We start from the raw sequence: 15801 nt of genomic DNA on the forward strand, positions 1-15801 counted from the left end.
CTCTCCTGCACCTTTTGCAGGCCAGACTATCAACGCCCGGACGAGATGCCAGATCAATCTTCGGACACCTTGCCGCGCAGCGCCTTGACGTCGCCCCGCGCCTTTTTCGCCGCAAGCCTGCGTTTGACCGAACCATAGGTGGGTTTCGTCGCGATGCGCCGCTTGGGTTTGACCAGCGCCTTGCCGATCAGCTCGGCCAGCCTTGTTCGCGCAATTTCCCTGTTGCGGGCTTGGGAACGTGTTTCTTCGCATTGAATGATGATCGCGCCATCCTTGGTCCATCGGCGCCCGGCCAGCCGTTTCAGCCGCGCCTTGACCGGATCGGGCAGCGAGGGTGAGCGCGCGGCTTCGAAGCGCAGTTCAACGGCGGTCGAGACCTTGTTCACATTCTGCCCACCTGGACCGGAGGAACGCATGAAGCTCTCGGTCATTTCCCAGTCTTGCAGAGTGATTTCGTCAGAGATGCGCAACATGGGCAAGACCATAGCTGGAGCGGTTAAAAACAGAAAGGGCCGCCCCGGTGGGACGGCCCTTCGAAAGTTCAGGAGGTCGGGTCGGTTAGATCAATCGACCAGCCGGAGCATACGCTCGGCCAAGGGCTGCCCTAGCAGGCGGTCCCCCCGGTTGTTCCGACACCTCTCTCCAATCTCTTTCTCGACACTGGATCACCTCCTTTTCTATCTGTTGCGGTTGAAAAGAAGCGTGACACAAGATGCGCCATTCTCAAAGCACTTTTTTACGCAGGCTGTGCAGCGGTCAGTCGCGCAACGATCACCTTGAACGGAATCAGCGCGATCAGGGCCAGCGACAGTTTCACCAACCAGTCAGCAAAGGCCAGCGTCACCCACAGCGGTGCCTCGGGGCCCGACAGCATGAAGGGCACGGGCTCCCACGCCCAATTGATGGCCGCATCTGCATCGGCACCAAAGAAGGTGACCGAGGCCGAGAAGGCGATGGTGAAGAAGATCGCGGTATCCAGCGCTGAACCAACCAGGGTCGAGACCAGCGGAGCACGCCACCATTGACCACCGCGCATGGCGTTGAACACGGTGACGTCGGTCAGCTGCGCGATCAGGAACGCAGTGCCCGAGGCGACGGCGATGCGCAGCGGCACGGCGGCATAGGTGAACCCGTCGCCCTGAAGCATGATCTGGCTGCCGATCAGCGAGCAGATCACCCCGGTGACGAAGCCCGCGAAAACAACCTTGCGGGCAGGGCCCACACCGTAGACGCGGTTCATGATGTCAGTGACCAGAAAGGCCAACGGATAGGTGAAGGCACCCCAGGTCAACAGGCCATCAAAGATCAGGAACTGGACCAGGATGTTCGAGGCCACGACGATGGCGGCCATGGCAAGAATGCCGGGAATAAAGTTGCGTTGCATTTTTTGATGCCCGTTTTGACAAGGTAGCGGCGACTTGGCCAAGGGACCGTCCCAAGGCAGGCTGTGCGTTTAGACCTTCATCTGCCGCGTGTCAATCGGGCAGCAGATACTCGACCAACTCGGTCCGTTGCAGTGCCAGAAAGTTGTCATCCGAGATCATCGTGGCCCGCAAACGTCCCCGATCATCCCGCCAGATCGACAAGCCTTCGAGGTTGTCATGCGCGCCGGTTCCGGTTTCGAACAGGGTTTCCTCGGCTTTTGGCACGTCGCCTGTCAGATCCCATCGCCGCAGGCGCGAGCGAAATCCGATTGCCGTGAGGTTTCGCTCCAACACGTAGAACCGCCCATCAGGACCGAAATCAGCGGCAACCGGTTTGAACCAACCACGCTGGGGCAGAACAAATGGGGTCGACCAGGTTTGGCCATTCCAGCGATAGACGGGAATATCTCCGTCCGAGGTGCGGTTCGTTTCCGGCAGCGTATACAGCCGCCCGCGCCTGTCGATGGCCAGACCTTCAAAGGACCCGTTGTCGGCGAGATGCTGAAATGCCTGCGGGCGTGGCAATACACGCGCCTTCGTGCCCGGTGCGGGGTAATGGGCGACGCGGTGCACCCCTTCGAATGAGATATAGAATCCACCGTCAGGAGCCGCCGCAATCCCCTCGGAATCGCCAACGCCGCCGGACATGAGATGCCCGTTGCTGGACAGAACCGGCCATTGCCCCAGAATGCGAATGCCGGTGATCTCGCCATCAAGACGGTCAATGCGCGCCGTCACCAACCGTGCCCGGTCGCTCAGCGCCATCATCTTCTGCCCATTGTCCGAAATGTGCAGCGCGGAGAATCCACCGAACCAATCCGCCTTGTCACGCCATGCAAAACTGCTTTGATGTGTGGCGGTTTTTACATCCACTCCGGGGGCCGCCGTGGCCAGAAACAGTGCCGCACTTACTTGGATTGCAAGACTGAGGCGCATTGTTTCGGCAAATCGGCCAGCACATATTCCCGGCGTTTCTTGGGCGCCGGCGCGTTCGGGTCTGGCGGCGGCGGGTTCAGGATGTTACGCACCCATTGTTGCGCCTCGGCACAGCCATCGCCCTTGGGTGGTGCATCCTGGTTGACGCATCCCTTTGATCCTCTTGGGCATTTCAGGCGCACATGGAAGTGGTAGTGATGCCCCCACCAGGGCCTGATCTTGCGCAGGTAGGCCCGGTTGCCTTTTTCATCGTTGCACATCTGAACCTTCGCCCCGGGGAACACGAAGATACGTGCCACGCGCTTGTCCTTGGCGGCTTCGCGCAGCACCGCGTGGTGCTGTTTGGTCCAGTTGCTGTTGACGTAGGCACCGTTCGAGCGGCGCAGCGATATGGACGAAATATTCTCGCGCGCCTTGCGCGACAGGCGCATGTTGTCACCCGGAAGCATCCAGATATCGATATCCAGCCCCAGCTGGTGCGAGCGGTGGCCCGAAGTCATTGGCCCGCCCCGCGGCTGGCTGATATCCCCGATATAGAGACCGTTCCAACCCGGCTGTTTCGCCGCGAACCGGCTGAGGTCCTGCACGTAATCGATCGCTTCGGGATGCCCCCAGTTGCGATTGCGCGACAGCCGCATTGCCTGCCACGTGGGCCCGGTCTCGGGCAATTGAACCGATCCGGCCGCACATCCGCGCGAATAACTGCCGAACGCCGCTGCTTTTTGTTGCGAGCTTACCTTCTGTGCCCCGAACAACTGCTTTGCCAAGGGCTGCGCTGATGCCGTATTCGCCAGCGCGGTTATTACCAATAGTGCCAAAAAACGTAGTAAAATCATCTGCTCTGATCCCCTTCCGGTCTGACCCAGCGCATCAGGAATAGACCCAGAATAAACAACAGAATGATTGGTGACACCCCCAGACGCGCACTGCCGGTTGCGGTTGTTGCAATCCCGATCAACAACGGGGCCGCAAAAGCGGTCGCGCGCCCCGACAGACCATAAAGACCAAAGCTTTCGACCGGGGTTTCAGGGTCGGTGTGGCGCACCATCATCGAACGGCTGGCCGATTGCAGAATGCCTCCCATGCCACCGATCAGCACACCACAGCCAAAGAAGACGAGGTCAGGCAGGTTGGATCCGTCAGGCAGGCCGATGCCGTAGATCTGCGTCCGGTCCATCGACACCACTGTGACGCAGACAAAAATCAATACCCAGATCGCCACCATTATAACCGGCTTCGGGCCGTATTTCTTGTCTGCCTTTCCCCCGATCCACGCAAAAACGGCCGAGGCGAGAACGCTGACGATCCCGAATACTCCGATCTTGATCAGATCCCATTCCAACACCAGCCGCGCATAGACACCACCAAAACTGTACAGCCCGTTCAGCGCGTCGCGATAGAACATGGACGAACCGAGGTAACTGGCCAGACTGACGCGATAGCGCAAGTTAGACACTGATTTCGACAACAGGCGCAGCGCCTCTCCCACGCTTCCTTTCCTGTCTATCGCCGCATCATCGCGGACCCACAGGAAGTACGGCACCATGAACAGAATGAACCAGATTGCCGTAAATGGGCCGACGAAACGCGTGCCTTCCCGGGTGGCAGCATCCAGACCAAAGGCGGGCGTCATCCCGATCAGGGTTTTGCCGTTTGGCTGTTCCACAAACAGCGCCAGCATGATCGCCAGCGAAATCAGCCCTCCAAAATAGCCAAAGGCAAAGCCAGAGCCCGAGATCTCTCCCACTTCGCTGTCATCACCCAGATCGGGTAGCTGCGAGTTGATGAAGATCAGCGCATATTCCGCGCCGACGAAGCCAAAACCGAAAGCCGACAGCATCAACCACATGTTCGAGCCATCGGGCATCGTGTACCAAAGCGCCGCAGACCCGACCGCATACATGACCGAAAAGGCAAATATCCACGGGATACGCCGCCCCGAAACATCCGCCATCGCCCCCAGCAGCGGCGCGCCAAAAGCGATGATCAACCCAGTGATCGTCAGACAGTTCGCCCAAACAGTCTGCGCGCGCGCCGCAGCCGCCTGCGCATCCAGCCCTTCAGTAGTGAAATACCCGGCGGCGACGCCTGCGAAGTAGGGGCCAAAGACAAAGGTGACCAGAAGGGTATGATAGGGCTGGCTGGCCCAGTCAAAGAACCACCAGCCCCAGATGCGCCTGCGCTTGGAAATCTCTGCCATCTCTGCCCCTGTTTATCGTTGCGATTATATGACTGGGCTTTAATTCAAATCGCAAGCGTTGAGTGCCAGACACTTGCTCTTTGTCGCTATGGTGCTTAGGTCTCGGCCAACTAGAATGCGGAGAACCCATGCTGTCGCTGATCCAAATCCTGCTGCTGATCCTGGACATTGTCTGGTTCATCATCCTGGCCCATGTGATCATGAGCTGGCTGATCAACTTTCAGGTGCTCAACCTGCACCAACAACTGGTCGCGCAAATCTGGTACGGGCTGAACCGCCTTTTAGAGCCTATTTATGGCCCGATCCGGCGTATCCTGCCCAACATGGGCGGTCTGGACCTGACGCCGCTGGTGGTGCTGATCGGGGTCTATGCGCTGCGGATCATCCTGATCAACAACGCGGTCTATTTCTACTGACCTCTTGTTCCCCGATTCCGACTGTGTGATTGTCCTTTCAAGAGCAGTCAAATCTTGAAACAGGGCACCCACGCACATGTTCGACGCCGCGCCTCTGCTGCGAGATGTCTTTGGATTCGATGAATTCCGCCCCGGGCAGGAAGAGATCGTCGATGCCGTAACCGCCGGCCAGAACGTGCTGGCCATCATGCCCACGGGCGGCGGCAAATCCCTGTGTTATCAACTGCCTGCCCTGCTGCGCGACGGGGTCACGGTGGTGATCTCGCCGCTGATCGCCCTGATGCGCGATCAGGTGCGGGGGCTGCAAGAAGCCGGGGTCGAAGCCGGCGCGCTGACCTCGGGCAACACCCCCGAGGAAACAGATGCCGTGTGGGCGGCGCTCGAAGCCGGGCGGCTGAAACTGCTTTACATGGCGCCCGAACGGCTGGCCGCCGGGTCGGCACTGGGCGTGTTGCGTCGGATCAATGTCAGCCTGATCGCGGTGGACGAGGCCCATTGCGTCAGCCAGTGGGGCCATGATTTCCGCCCTGATTATTTACGGATCGGAGAGTTGCGGCGCGCGCTGAACGTGCCCTTGGCCGCCTTCACCGCCACGGCGGATGCGGAAACCCAGGACGAAATCGTCGAGAAACTGTTCGACGGCACACCCCCGCGCAAGTTTCTGCGGGGCTTCGACCGGCCGAATATCCACCTGGCCTTTGCCGCCAAGGACAGCCCGCGCAGGCAGATCCTGGATTTCGCGGACGCCCACCGAGGCCAGTCGGGCATCATTTATTGCGGCACCCGCAACAAGACCGAAGTTCTGGCGCAGGCGCTGCGCGAACAGGGCCACAGCGCCTGCCACTATCACGGCGGGATGGAGGCCGAGGACCGCCGCATCGTCGAAACCCGCTTCGCGCGCGAGGACGGGCTGATCGTGGTGGCCACCGTGGCCTTCGGCATGGGCATCGACAAGCCCGACATTCGCTGGGTCGCCCATGCGGACCTGCCGAAATCCATCGAGGCCTATTACCAGGAAATCGGCCGCGCCGGGCGCGACGGCGGGCCGGCTGAGACCCTGACTCTGTTCGGCCCCGACGATATACGTTTGCGGCGGTCCCAGATTGACGAGGGGCTGGCACCACCCGAACGCCGCATGGCGGACCATGCGCGGCTGAACGCGCTGCTGGGGTTGGCCGAGGCGCTGCACTGCCGCCGCCAGACCCTGCTGGGCTATTTCGGGGAACAGGCCGCACCCTGCGGCAAATGCGACCTGTGCGATACACCGCCCGAAGTATTTGATGGAACAACACCCGTCCGAATGGCCTTGTCCGCGATTCTTCGCACCGAGGAATGGTTTGGCAGCGGTCATCTGATCGACATCCTTCTGGGGAACGAGACCGACAAGATCCGCGCCCGTCGTCATGATGGTCTGTCCACCTGGGGCATCGGCAAGGACTGGTCGCGCGCGCAATGGCAGGCGATATTCCGCCAGATGATGGGGCACGATCTGGTGCGCCCCGACCCCGAACGCCACGGGGCCTTGCGCATGACCGAGGCCGCCAAACCTATTCTCAAGGGCGAGGCAAAGATCAATCTGCGCAAGGACGCCCTGCGCAAGGCAACCCGTCGCCCCGCCGTGAAAGCCATGGTGTCCGATGAAGATGCGCCCTTGCTGTCGGCTCTCAAGGCCAAAAGACGCGCTTTGGCAGAATCCGCCCGGGTCCCGGCCTATGTCATTTTTCCGGATCGCACCCTGATCGAAATGGCGGAAAAGCGCCCCATGACGCTGGACGAGATGGCCCGGATTGGCGGCGTCGGCGCCAAGAAGCTGGAACGGTATGGCGACACCTTCCTTGAAGTGATCGCGGGCGAGGCCCAGGCGTTGCACCCGGCGCGCCGCAAGCTGGCCGGTCGCGATCAGGGCGACATCTTTGACCGCTTGCTGGAAGTACAGTCCCAATTGTCCCGCGGTCCCGACGGGATAGACAAGCCTCTGACCTGCTCGGCCTCGCAACTGGCAAAGGTGGCACAGATGCGCCCGGATGACCTGCGCGGGCTTGAACAGGTGCTGGGCGACCGGCGTCACGAAAGGTTTGGCACCGCCTTTCTGGACGTGCTGCGTGAGGCGGGCTAGATACGCCGGGACAGGTAAGGAAAGAGGGCAGGTATGCTGGTAGTGATTTCCCCGGCCAAACGGCTGGACTGGACAGAGCGGGACGTTGAAGTCACACAGCCCGATTTTCAGGATGATGCGATCAGACTGTCCAAAACCGCGCGCAATCTGACCCTTGGCGATCTGAAAAAGCTGATGGGTCTGAGCGATGATCTGGCGCGCCTGAACCGCGATCGCTATCGTGCTTTTTCCGACATGCCAGACGCTGATGCAACGCGCCCTGCCGCGCTGGCCTTTGCGGGGGACACCTATCAGGGTCTGGAAGCAGCTTCGCTCGATCCTGACGAACTGGCATGGGCACAGGATCATCTGCGCATCCTCTCAGGTCTCTATGGTGTGTTGCGGCCACTCGATGCGATACAGCCCTACAGGCTGGAGATGGGTAGCAAGCTGAAAACACGGCGCGGCAAAAACCTTTACGAGTTTTGGCGCGACCAGCTGAGCAAAGCTCTAAACGCACAAGGCAACATGATCGGCAGCGACGTTCTGATCAACTGCGCCAGTCAGGAGTATTTCGGCGCCGTGGACCCGAACGCGCTGAAATTGCGCGTCATCTCGCCGGTGTTCATGGAAGACAGGAACGGCACACCGAAGATCGTGAGTTTCTTTGCCAAAAAGGCGCGTGGTGCAATGGCGCGATATGTCATTCACCACCGCCTGACCGACCCCGATGCCTTGCTGGATTTCGATACGGGCGGTTACGCGTATCGTGCTGACCTGTCGGAAAAGGATAAACCTGTCTTTGTTCGACCTTATTCGGCCTGAGACCCTGACAGCCTGATCGATACTTCCTTCCACGGTTTTGGGCCGTGGGTCCGGGCGAGGGGCCAGCCCCTCGCGCTCCCCGGGATATTTTCAGCCAGATGAAGTGGGATCCTGTTTGCGGTCACACATGGGTGCATGCTTCTGGGCGAGGTGATTGTCCATGACTTCGCTTACGCCATCCGGTTGGTGTTGCAGGATCATTTGATGAATGTGGTTTTTGCGCAGCGGTTTCGTCATGTAGTGATCCAACCCCGCGGACAGGATGCCCTGATCGTCACCGGCCATTGCATGAGCCGTCAAGGCGACGATCGGGACATGACGCCCTGTTTCGACCTCAAGCCTGCGGATTTCAGCAGTGGCCTGTTTGCCGTCCATTTTTGGCATCGATATGTCCATGAAGATCAAGTCCGGGTCAAATTCCTGAAAGATCTCGACGGCTTCTATTCCATTGGACGCAAATCGCAGATCTATATGCAGGTCTTTGACCATCTTTTTCAGGATCAGCTGGTTGGTAAGATTGTCCTCGGCCGCCAGTACCTTCATGCGCCTTGTTTCCAAGACCTTGGTTTCTCGGCCGTCAGAGACGGGTTTTCGCTGCGTCGAACGACGTTCTGGCGGCGGGATGTCCTTGAGAGCCACGAGCCTGGAATACAACTCGGCCCTTGGAATTGGCCTCTGCAACACACCATCGATCAGTTCGCGGGCTGGGTGCGTGTGGATCAGAGATGGATTTGCAGACATCACTATGACCGAGGCGTCGCCCCACCCACGGTCTTTGAGGGTGACGGCAAGATCCAAGCCATCCATATCCGGCAGATCATGATCGCACAGGACAAGTTCAATCGCGTCATGCATTTCTGCCAGCGCCTCGGCCCCTGATGCGCAAACCGTCACTTCGGCCCCCAAACGGCCAAGTTGTTTCGCCAGAATGGCCCGGTTTACGGCCAGATCCTCGACCACCATGACGTGTTTCACGCAATCCGCCAGTTTCGGAGGCTCGGGCTGTGGGCCTTCTGCCGTGGGCAGCGACACCCTGAACCCGAAACAGGATCCCCGACCCGGTTCGCTTTCGACCCAGACTGAACCGCCCATCATGGTGATCAGGCGCCTGGTGATCGCAAGACCCAACCCGGTACCTTCAAATTGACGATTGCGTTCATCTTCGACCTGATTGAACTCACCAAAAACGTGGTTGATCTTGTCCGCATCGATACCGATGCCGGTATCTTCGATGGCAACATGGATATCGCATGTCTGAGCCTGGGCATGCGGAACGCCTGTCACACGGACCAGGACATGCCCTTCCGTGGTGAATTTGACTGCGTTGCCGACCAGATTGGTCAGAACCTGCCGTATTCGGCCCGGATCGCCCACGAAAAGGGTGGGCAGGAACAGGTCGTAATCCACAAGCAACGTGAGCCCCTTGTCGCGCACGCTTGGCTGCAACAGCATTGCGACTTCAAGAATGCAGCGCTCCAGATCGAAGGGTTCAGGGTGCAAAACCAATTTGTCCGCCTCGATCTTGGAGTAATCAAGCACGTCGTTGATGATAACCAACAATGCCTCACCCGAATTGCGGATGGTGTTGACATAGAGCCGCTGTTCTTCGTCCAGCGGAGATTCATCAAGCAGTTCGGCCATACCCACGATACCATTCATCGGCGTGCGGATTTCGTGGCTCATATTGGCAAGAAAGGCTGATTTGGCCCTGTTGGCCGCTTCCGCCCGTTCGCGGGCAGCCTTCAGTTCTGTTTCGTGCCGGACCAACGCGGTGATGTTGAGCGCCAGGCTGACCACGTCACCGCCGCTGCCACGCTGATCGATCAGGCGGATGTAGTGACCGTTCCACAGTTGCATGACGATCGGAGGTGGATTGGCCCGGTTCCAGCGTGCCTGCATTCTGGCCTGCCATTCCTCGGCGGTTTCGTCACCGGTATCGACAATTCCTTCGGTGGTCAGCAATTGCAGAATGCGCTGGTAGGAAATCCCCGGCGCCACCTCATCCAGCCCTTCAAACACGCTGAGATATGCAGCGTTTGCGCTAATGAGCCTGCTGTCTCCGTCAAAGAATGCAAACCCGTCCTGAATCGTCTGGATCGAATGCCAGAGGCGGCGTTCGGCAATCTCGATCTTGGCATGAGCGACGGTGAGATCGGATTTGACCTTTTCGTTTTCGCCGCGAACAGTTTCGACTTCGGCCTGAGTTTCACCAATGCGCCTGGTCAACGCCATGGCGTGTTGGCCCAGTTTGCGATTGGCGGCCGAAAGTTCGGCCTGTTTCAAGGCAAGCATTCGTTCGGCTGCCAGACGCGCACGCCGTTCCTGTGCCAGTTTGTTTGCAAGACTCATTTTGATCGATTCCGGGACGTTCGGATCTCAGCATCGCGACAGAGAATGAAAAACTGTTTAAGCCGTTGCGCTACAGGCGCGCGCCATGCAAGGTTGAGCGCAAAGAGGAGAGCACGATGCACCGCTTTGTTTTTATTTCAATAACTTACATAATTTGCCTTCTGATCCTTCCCGCTGCCGTTCTGGCGCAGAGTGCAGTGCCCGAGTTCCGCTATGTCACCTCTCGGGACACGGATTTTTACGGGTCGGATCTGGATCCGTTGTTCGACACCGATCTGAAGTCCTGTATTCAGGCCTGCTCGGCCAACGCGCAATGTACGGCGTTCACCTACAACACCCGGTCCGATGCCTGCTTTCCCAAAAGTGGCGTGAACCGACAAGAGGCGTATCAAGGCGCATTGTCCGCGCAAAAGGTGCCAAGCAGCGAACAGACCCTAACCTTGGGAAAAACGCGCGCACAAGCGCTGAGCGTCCTGAGTTCTGGCGATCTGGGGCATGCAAGAAAACAAGCCCGCGGTCTGGGATTCCTGCACCCGGCAGGGGGGTATGATCTGCGGGCCGTTCTGGATGCGGCGCGCGACACGGGCAGTGTCGCACAAGCGATGCAGTGGACCGGTGTCGCCGTATCGCTCAGCGACAGCGCGGATCTTTGGGTGGAATATGCGCGCCTGCTGCTGGCCATGAACCCTTCGGGTTGGAACGAGCGGCGCGACCTGCGCAACCGCGCGCTGAATGCGTCGATCAATGGCTATCTGCGCGCCGAAACCCCCGGCACCCAGATCGCTGCCCTGGTGACCCTTGCGGACGCCCTGGAAGAGGTTGAGCGCGGGCGCGACATGATTCCCGTTCTTCGGTTGGCCGAGCAGGTGCAGCCGCGCGAAGACGTGCTGACCGCATTGGACAAAGCCATCGGCAAATACGGTTTCCGCGTGGTCGACAGCTCGGTCGAAAGCGATGCCGCAGCCCCCAGGATCTGTATCGAATTCTCGGAATCGCTGGTCAAGGCCGGGGTCGACTATGATCCCTTCGTTCAACGTGACGCCGACGGGCTGGTCGTGCAGGCCGAAGACAGCCAGCTTTGCATCGATGGGGTCGCGCATGGCCAGCGTTATCGCCTGACGCTGCGCGAAGGCTTGCCTGCCGCCTCGGGCGAAGCACTGAATCGCAGCATCGAACTGACCCATTATGTACGCGACCGGACGCCTTCGGTTCGGTTTCCCGGGCGCAGCTATGTCCTTCCGAAATCTGCCGACGCGGCCTTGCCTGTCGAAACGGTCAATGTCACCGAACTTGACCTGACCCTGCGGCGGGTCAGCGACCGGAACCTGTTGCGGGCCGTGCAACAGGACTTTTTCGGCCGCCCGCTCAGCGAATGGCAGGAGGAAGAATTCTCGGACCAGATTGCCCAGGACATCTGGACGGGTACTGCCGAGGTTTCAAACCAGTTGAACCAAACCATGACGGCACGTCTTCCCATGGCCGAAGCGATCTCGGATCAACCTGCGGGTATCTATGCATTGACCGCCCGGGTTCCGGGGGCCGATCCCTATGACGATCCCGGCGCAACGCAATGGTTTGTGCTTTCTGATCTGGGGATCAGCACCGCCTTGGGCACTGACGGGCTGCACGTGACCGTGCGCGGGCTAAGCGATGCGGCACCGCGCGAGGGTGTCGAAGTTTCGCTGGTCTCAGGGGCGAATGCTGTCATCGCATCGGCACAGACCGATGAAACCGGCTATGCAAGGTTCGATCCGGGCCTGACACGCGGCAAAGGGGCCAGCGCGCCTGCTCTGGTGACGGCGGCAATCGATGATAGGGATTTCAGCTTTCTCTCGCTGATCGATCCTGCCTTTGACCTGTCGGATCGCGGCGTTGAAGGGCGCGCACCGGCGGGGCCGGTCGATGTCTTTCTGACCACCGACCGAGGTGCCTATAGGGCCGGCGAAGTGATCCATGTCACCGCCCTGTCCCGCGATGGCAAGGCGCAGGCCATCGAGGGCCTGCCTCTGACGTCGATCCTGTATCGCCCGGACGGGGTGGAATACCGCCGGTCTGTCTCGGATGGCGGTGTTGCCGGGGGCCATGTCTTTGCCCTGCCCGTGGCCGCAGACGTACCGCGCGGCGCATGGAAAATTGAAATCAAATCCGATCCAAAAGGCGATGCGCTGTCGCGTCAGACCGTTCTTGTCGAGGATTTCCTGCCCGAACGGATCGATTTCGAACTGACCCTGCCCGACGCACCCTTGCGCCCCGGCGACAGCCCACCGCTCTCGATCGACGCGCGCTATCTGTTTAGAGCGCCGGGGTCGGACCTGAGCATCGACGGGCAGGTCATCGCACGCCCGGCGGACACGGTCCCGGGCTACGACGGATATCGCTTTGGTCGCTATGATGCAGAAACCTCGATCAAGAGCACATATTTCGGAGACACGCGCACAGACGCGACGGGGCACGCGACCGTAGCAGTCAAAATCCCCGTGTTAGAGACTGAGGGAAAGCCAATCGAGGCCGAAATCATCGCCCGGCTTGCCGATGGCTCAGGCCGCCCGGTCGAGCGTCGCCTGACCGCGCCCGTCCTGCCGCCGCACCCTGTTATTGGTGTCAAACCTCTGTTCGACGAAGTCATTCCGGAAGGCACCGAAGCTGCATTCGAGATCGTTGGCCTGTCTCCTGAGTTGACGCCCATTCCGATGCATCTCCGCTGGACGCTGAACAAGATAGAAACGCGCTATCAATGGTACCAGCTTCACGGCGACTGGAACTGGGAACCGACAACGCGCCGCAGCCGTGTCGCCTCCGGCGAGGTGGACGTCTCCTCTGACCCTCTGACACTGACCCAACCGGTGGAATGGGGGCGCTATGAACTGGTGGTGCAGCGAGTTGACGGAACATATACCGAAACCGCCGTCGATTTCTATGCGGGCTGGTATCAGGCCGCCGATGCATCGACCACGCCGGACCGGCTTGAAATGTCGTTGGATCGCGACAGTTATCGCATCGGGGATACGGCGCAGTTGCGGATCGTGCCCCGCATGGCCGGTGTCGCTCAGATCGAAGTCCTTTCGAACCGTCTGATCCACCGCCAGATCGTGGAGGTGCCCGAATGGGAAACTCTGATCCCGATTGAGGTGACCCAGGATTGGGGCGCCGGGGCTTATGTCACCGCAACCGTGATCCGCCCAATGGATGTTGCAGCTGGTCGGAACCCCGCGCGGGCGATGGGCGTGGCCCATGCCAGCATCGATCCAGGGGACCGCAGACTTTCCGTAACTGTCGATGTGCCCGAGGTCACCGCACCGCGTCAGACGCAAAAAGCCCGTATCAGGGTCGAAAATACCGTGGACGACGAACCGGTCTGGCTGACGCTGGCCGCCGTCGACCTGGGCATTCTGAACCTCACCGGGTTCAAAAGCCCGGACCCGCAAGGATACTATTTCGGGCAGCGCCGTCTGGGGGTTGATCTGCGGGATGTCTACGGACGACTGATCAACGGCATGAACGGAGCCATGGGCACAGTGCGCTCGGGCGGCGACAATGACAGCGGGATGCGTCGCCAGTCTCCGCCACCGACACAAGACCTGATGGCCGTGTTCAGTGGACCGGTCGAGATCGGCGCGGACGGAGAGGTTGAGATCGACATACCCCTTCCTGCCTTCAACGGAACCGTCCGGCTGATGGCCGTCGCGTGGTCGCGCAAATCCGTCGGTCAGGCCGAAGCTGAAATGATCGTCCGCGACCCGGTGGTCGTCACCGCCAGCCTTCCGCGCTTCCTTGCCCCGGGCGATCAAAGCCGGATGCGTCTTGAGATCGTCCATGCGGATGGCACATCCGGAGAAATGGCACTTGGCCTGACCGCCTCCAAGGGTTTGGAACTGGGCGCGGCACCGGCCAGCTTTGTGCTGGAGGACGGTGGCAAGGCGGTTTTCGACATCCCGATCACGGCCAGCGCCATCGGCGATCCTGAAATCAGCGTATCGATCACCACACCTGATGGGCGCGACCTGTCGCAAACCCTGCGCATGCCGGTGCGGGCCAATGACCCGGTGATTGCACAGACGCGGCGTTTTGCCTTGGGCGCAGGCGATAGCTTCCTGTTTTCGCAGGATGTGTTTGACGGGTTCCAGCCGGGTTCGGCCAAGGCCATCCTGTCCGCCGGAGCGTTGGCCAAATTCGACACGCCCGGTCTGCTGGATCAGCTGAACCGTTACCCTTATGGCTGCACCGAACAGATCACCAGCAAAGCGCTGCCGTTGCTGTACCTGTCATCCGTTGCGCAAGCCACGGGGCTGGGTGATGGCCCGGTTGTAGATCAACGCATCGCCGATTCGATCCGCAGTATCCTGACCCGTCAGGCCGCAAACGGCGCCTTTGGCCTGTGGCGCGCAGACAGCGGGGATTTCTGGCTGGACGCATATGTGACCGATTTCCTGTCCCGTGCCCGCATTCAGGGGCATCCCGTGCCGGACCGGGCGTTTGCTCAGGCGATGGATAATCTTCGGAACAGGGTCAATTACGCGCCTGATTTCGACGAAGGCGGTCAGGACATCGCCTATGCCCTGATGGTTCTTGCGCGGGAAGGCGCGGCCTCGATGGGCGATCTGCGCTATTACGCGGATGTCAAAGGGGATGCCTTCGACACCCCTCTGGCGGCGGCGCAACTGGGCGCAGCTCTGGCCTCTTACGGCGACCAGACCCGCGCGGATGCGATGTTCAACCGTGCCGCGCGGATGCTGGATCGGCAACAGAACCAGCAACAGAACGTCTGGCGCGCTGACTACGGCACCCACCTGCGGGATGCAGCGGGCTTGTTGAGCCTTGCCGTGGACGCGGGCAGCGAGGCGATCGACCGCGATGCTTTGATCCAACGGGTGAGCACGGGCCGCACGCCGCTGTCCACTCAGGAGGCCACGTGGTCATTGCTGGCGGCGCACGCGCTTGTGTCTGACCCAACGGGATCGGGCTTGATGGTCAACGGGGCCCCGGTTTCCGGTCCGTTCGTGAAAGTTCTGCAATCCGGACAGGCGGACGAGATCAACGTCACGGCCGCCGACGGTCAGGCGACGGATATCACCTTGACGGTCACAGGCATCCCTGAGATTCCGCCCGAGGCAGGCGGCACCGGCTATGCAATCGAACGGCGGTATTACTCGATGGATGGCGATCTGATCGATTCAGACAGCTTTGCCGTGGGTGATCGGTTCGTCACCGTATTGCAAATAACACCGTTCGAAAACGGCGGCGCGCGGCTGATGGTGAACGATCCACTGGCCGCCGGGATCGAGATTGATAACCCAAGCCTGCTGCGCTCGGGCGATGTCCGCTCGCTGGACTGGCTGGATCTGTCCGACGCCACCCATACCGAGTTCCGCTCGGACCGGTTCCTGGCCGCCGTTGATTTGTCCGGTCGTGAAACCGTGACGCTGGCCTACGTGGCGCGCGCCGTGACACCTGGCGTGTTCCATCATCCGGCGGCCTCGGTCGAGGACATGTACCGCCCACAGAACCGGGCGCGGACATCTACCGGACGGGTCGAGATCCAGTGACCGGCCTTGCGCC

10 protein-coding genes are annotated in these 15801 nt (G+C 60.3%); 4 read left to right on the forward strand and 6 right to left on the reverse strand.

What is annotated here, in order from left to right; all coding sequences use genetic code 11:
* Positions 1-53: 53 nt before the first annotated feature.
* The 5 genes from arfB to FIU92_RS15410 form a co-directional block, all read right to left on the reverse strand.
* Positions 54-473, reverse strand: a complete 420-nt coding sequence (gene arfB / locus FIU92_RS15390; protein WP_152459452.1) for an alternative ribosome rescue aminoacyl-tRNA hydrolase ArfB — start codon at positions 471-473, stop codon at positions 54-56.
* 263 nt (positions 474-736) lie between these two features.
* Entirely contained in the window at positions 737-1384 is a 648-nt protein-coding gene (locus tag FIU92_RS15395; protein WP_152459453.1) for a queuosine precursor transporter, read from the reverse strand.
* 91 nt (positions 1385-1475) lie between these two features.
* Positions 1476-2360 carry an esterase-like activity of phytase family protein gene (locus FIU92_RS15400; RefSeq protein WP_152459454.1) on the reverse strand — a complete coding sequence of 295 codons (885 nt, stop codon included), beginning with the start codon at positions 2358-2360 and terminating at the stop codon, positions 1476-1478.
* Entirely contained in the window at positions 2333-3196 is an 864-nt protein-coding gene (gene mepA / locus FIU92_RS15405) for a penicillin-insensitive murein endopeptidase (protein ID WP_152459455.1), read from the reverse strand. Before mepA ends, FIU92_RS15400 begins: the two co-directional genes overlap by 28 nt.
* Positions 3193-4560, reverse strand: a complete 1368-nt coding sequence (locus tag FIU92_RS15410; protein WP_152459456.1) for an MFS transporter — start codon at positions 4558-4560, stop codon at positions 3193-3195. The genes mepA and FIU92_RS15410 overlap by 4 nt, the downstream gene beginning before the upstream one ends.
* Before the next feature lie 128 nt (positions 4561-4688).
* Here FIU92_RS15410 and FIU92_RS15415 point away from each other — a divergent pair, with 128 nt between their 5' ends.
* The 3 genes from FIU92_RS15415 (at position 4689) to yaaA (ending at position 7896) form a co-directional block, all read left to right on the forward strand.
* On the forward strand, positions 4689-4976 hold the full coding sequence (locus FIU92_RS15415) for a YggT family protein (protein WP_005980077.1): 288 nt from the start codon (positions 4689-4691) through the stop codon (positions 4974-4976).
* Positions 4977-5052: 76 nt separating this feature from the next.
* Positions 5053-7092: a DNA helicase RecQ gene (gene recQ, locus FIU92_RS15420; RefSeq protein WP_152459457.1), complete on the forward strand. Its 2040-nt coding sequence runs from the start codon at positions 5053-5055 to the stop codon at positions 7090-7092.
* Positions 7093-7125: 33 nt separating this feature from the next.
* Complete coding sequence (gene yaaA, locus FIU92_RS15425) at positions 7126-7896, forward strand: peroxide stress protein YaaA (RefSeq protein ID WP_152459458.1); 771 nt, start codon at positions 7126-7128, stop codon at positions 7894-7896.
* Between the two features lie 90 nt (positions 7897-7986).
* On the opposite strand, the gene FIU92_RS15430 is transcribed toward yaaA, so the two are convergent.
* Positions 7987-10245, reverse strand: coding sequence for a response regulator (locus FIU92_RS15430; RefSeq protein ID WP_152459459.1), 2259 nt, complete (start codon positions 10243-10245; stop codon positions 7987-7989).
* Between the two features lie 116 nt (positions 10246-10361).
* Between FIU92_RS15430 and FIU92_RS15435 the strand changes: the two genes are divergently transcribed.
* Positions 10362-15788: an alpha-2-macroglobulin family protein gene (locus tag FIU92_RS15435; RefSeq protein ID WP_152459460.1), complete on the forward strand. Its 5427-nt coding sequence runs from the start codon at positions 10362-10364 to the stop codon at positions 15786-15788.
* The last annotated feature ends 13 nt before the right edge of the window (positions 15789-15801 follow it).

This window comes from Ruegeria sp. THAF33 (assembly GCF_009363615.1).
GTDB lineage: Bacteria > Pseudomonadota > Alphaproteobacteria > Rhodobacterales > Rhodobacteraceae > Ruegeria.

Coding starts and splice junctions, on each gene's coding strand:
- FIU92_RS15410 (WP_152459456.1), bottom strand. CDS start 4,560: ATGGCAGAGATTTCCAAGCGCAGGCGCATCTGGGGCTGGTGGTTCTTT.
- FIU92_RS15400 (WP_152459454.1), bottom strand. CDS start 2,360: ATGCGCCTCAGTCTTGCAATCCAAGTAAGTGCGGCACTGTTTCTGGCC.
- arfB (WP_152459452.1), bottom strand. CDS start 473: ATGTTGCGCATCTCTGACGAAATCACTCTGCAAGACTGGGAAATGACC.
- FIU92_RS15395 (WP_152459453.1), bottom strand. CDS start 1,384: ATGCAACGCAACTTTATTCCCGGCATTCTTGCCATGGCCGCCATCGTC.
- FIU92_RS15415 (WP_005980077.1), top strand. CDS start 4,689: ATGCTGTCGCTGATCCAAATCCTGCTGCTGATCCTGGACATTGTCTGG.
- FIU92_RS15435 (WP_152459460.1), top strand. CDS start 10,362: ATGCACCGCTTTGTTTTTATTTCAATAACTTACATAATTTGCCTTCTG.
- FIU92_RS15430 (WP_152459459.1), bottom strand. CDS start 10,245: ATGAGTCTTGCAAACAAACTGGCACAGGAACGGCGTGCGCGTCTGGCA.
- recQ (WP_152459457.1), top strand. CDS start 5,053: ATGTTCGACGCCGCGCCTCTGCTGCGAGATGTCTTTGGATTCGATGAA.
- mepA (WP_152459455.1), bottom strand. CDS start 3,196: ATGATTTTACTACGTTTTTTGGCACTATTGGTAATAACCGCGCTGGCG.
- yaaA (WP_152459458.1), top strand. CDS start 7,126: ATGCTGGTAGTGATTTCCCCGGCCAAACGGCTGGACTGGACAGAGCGG.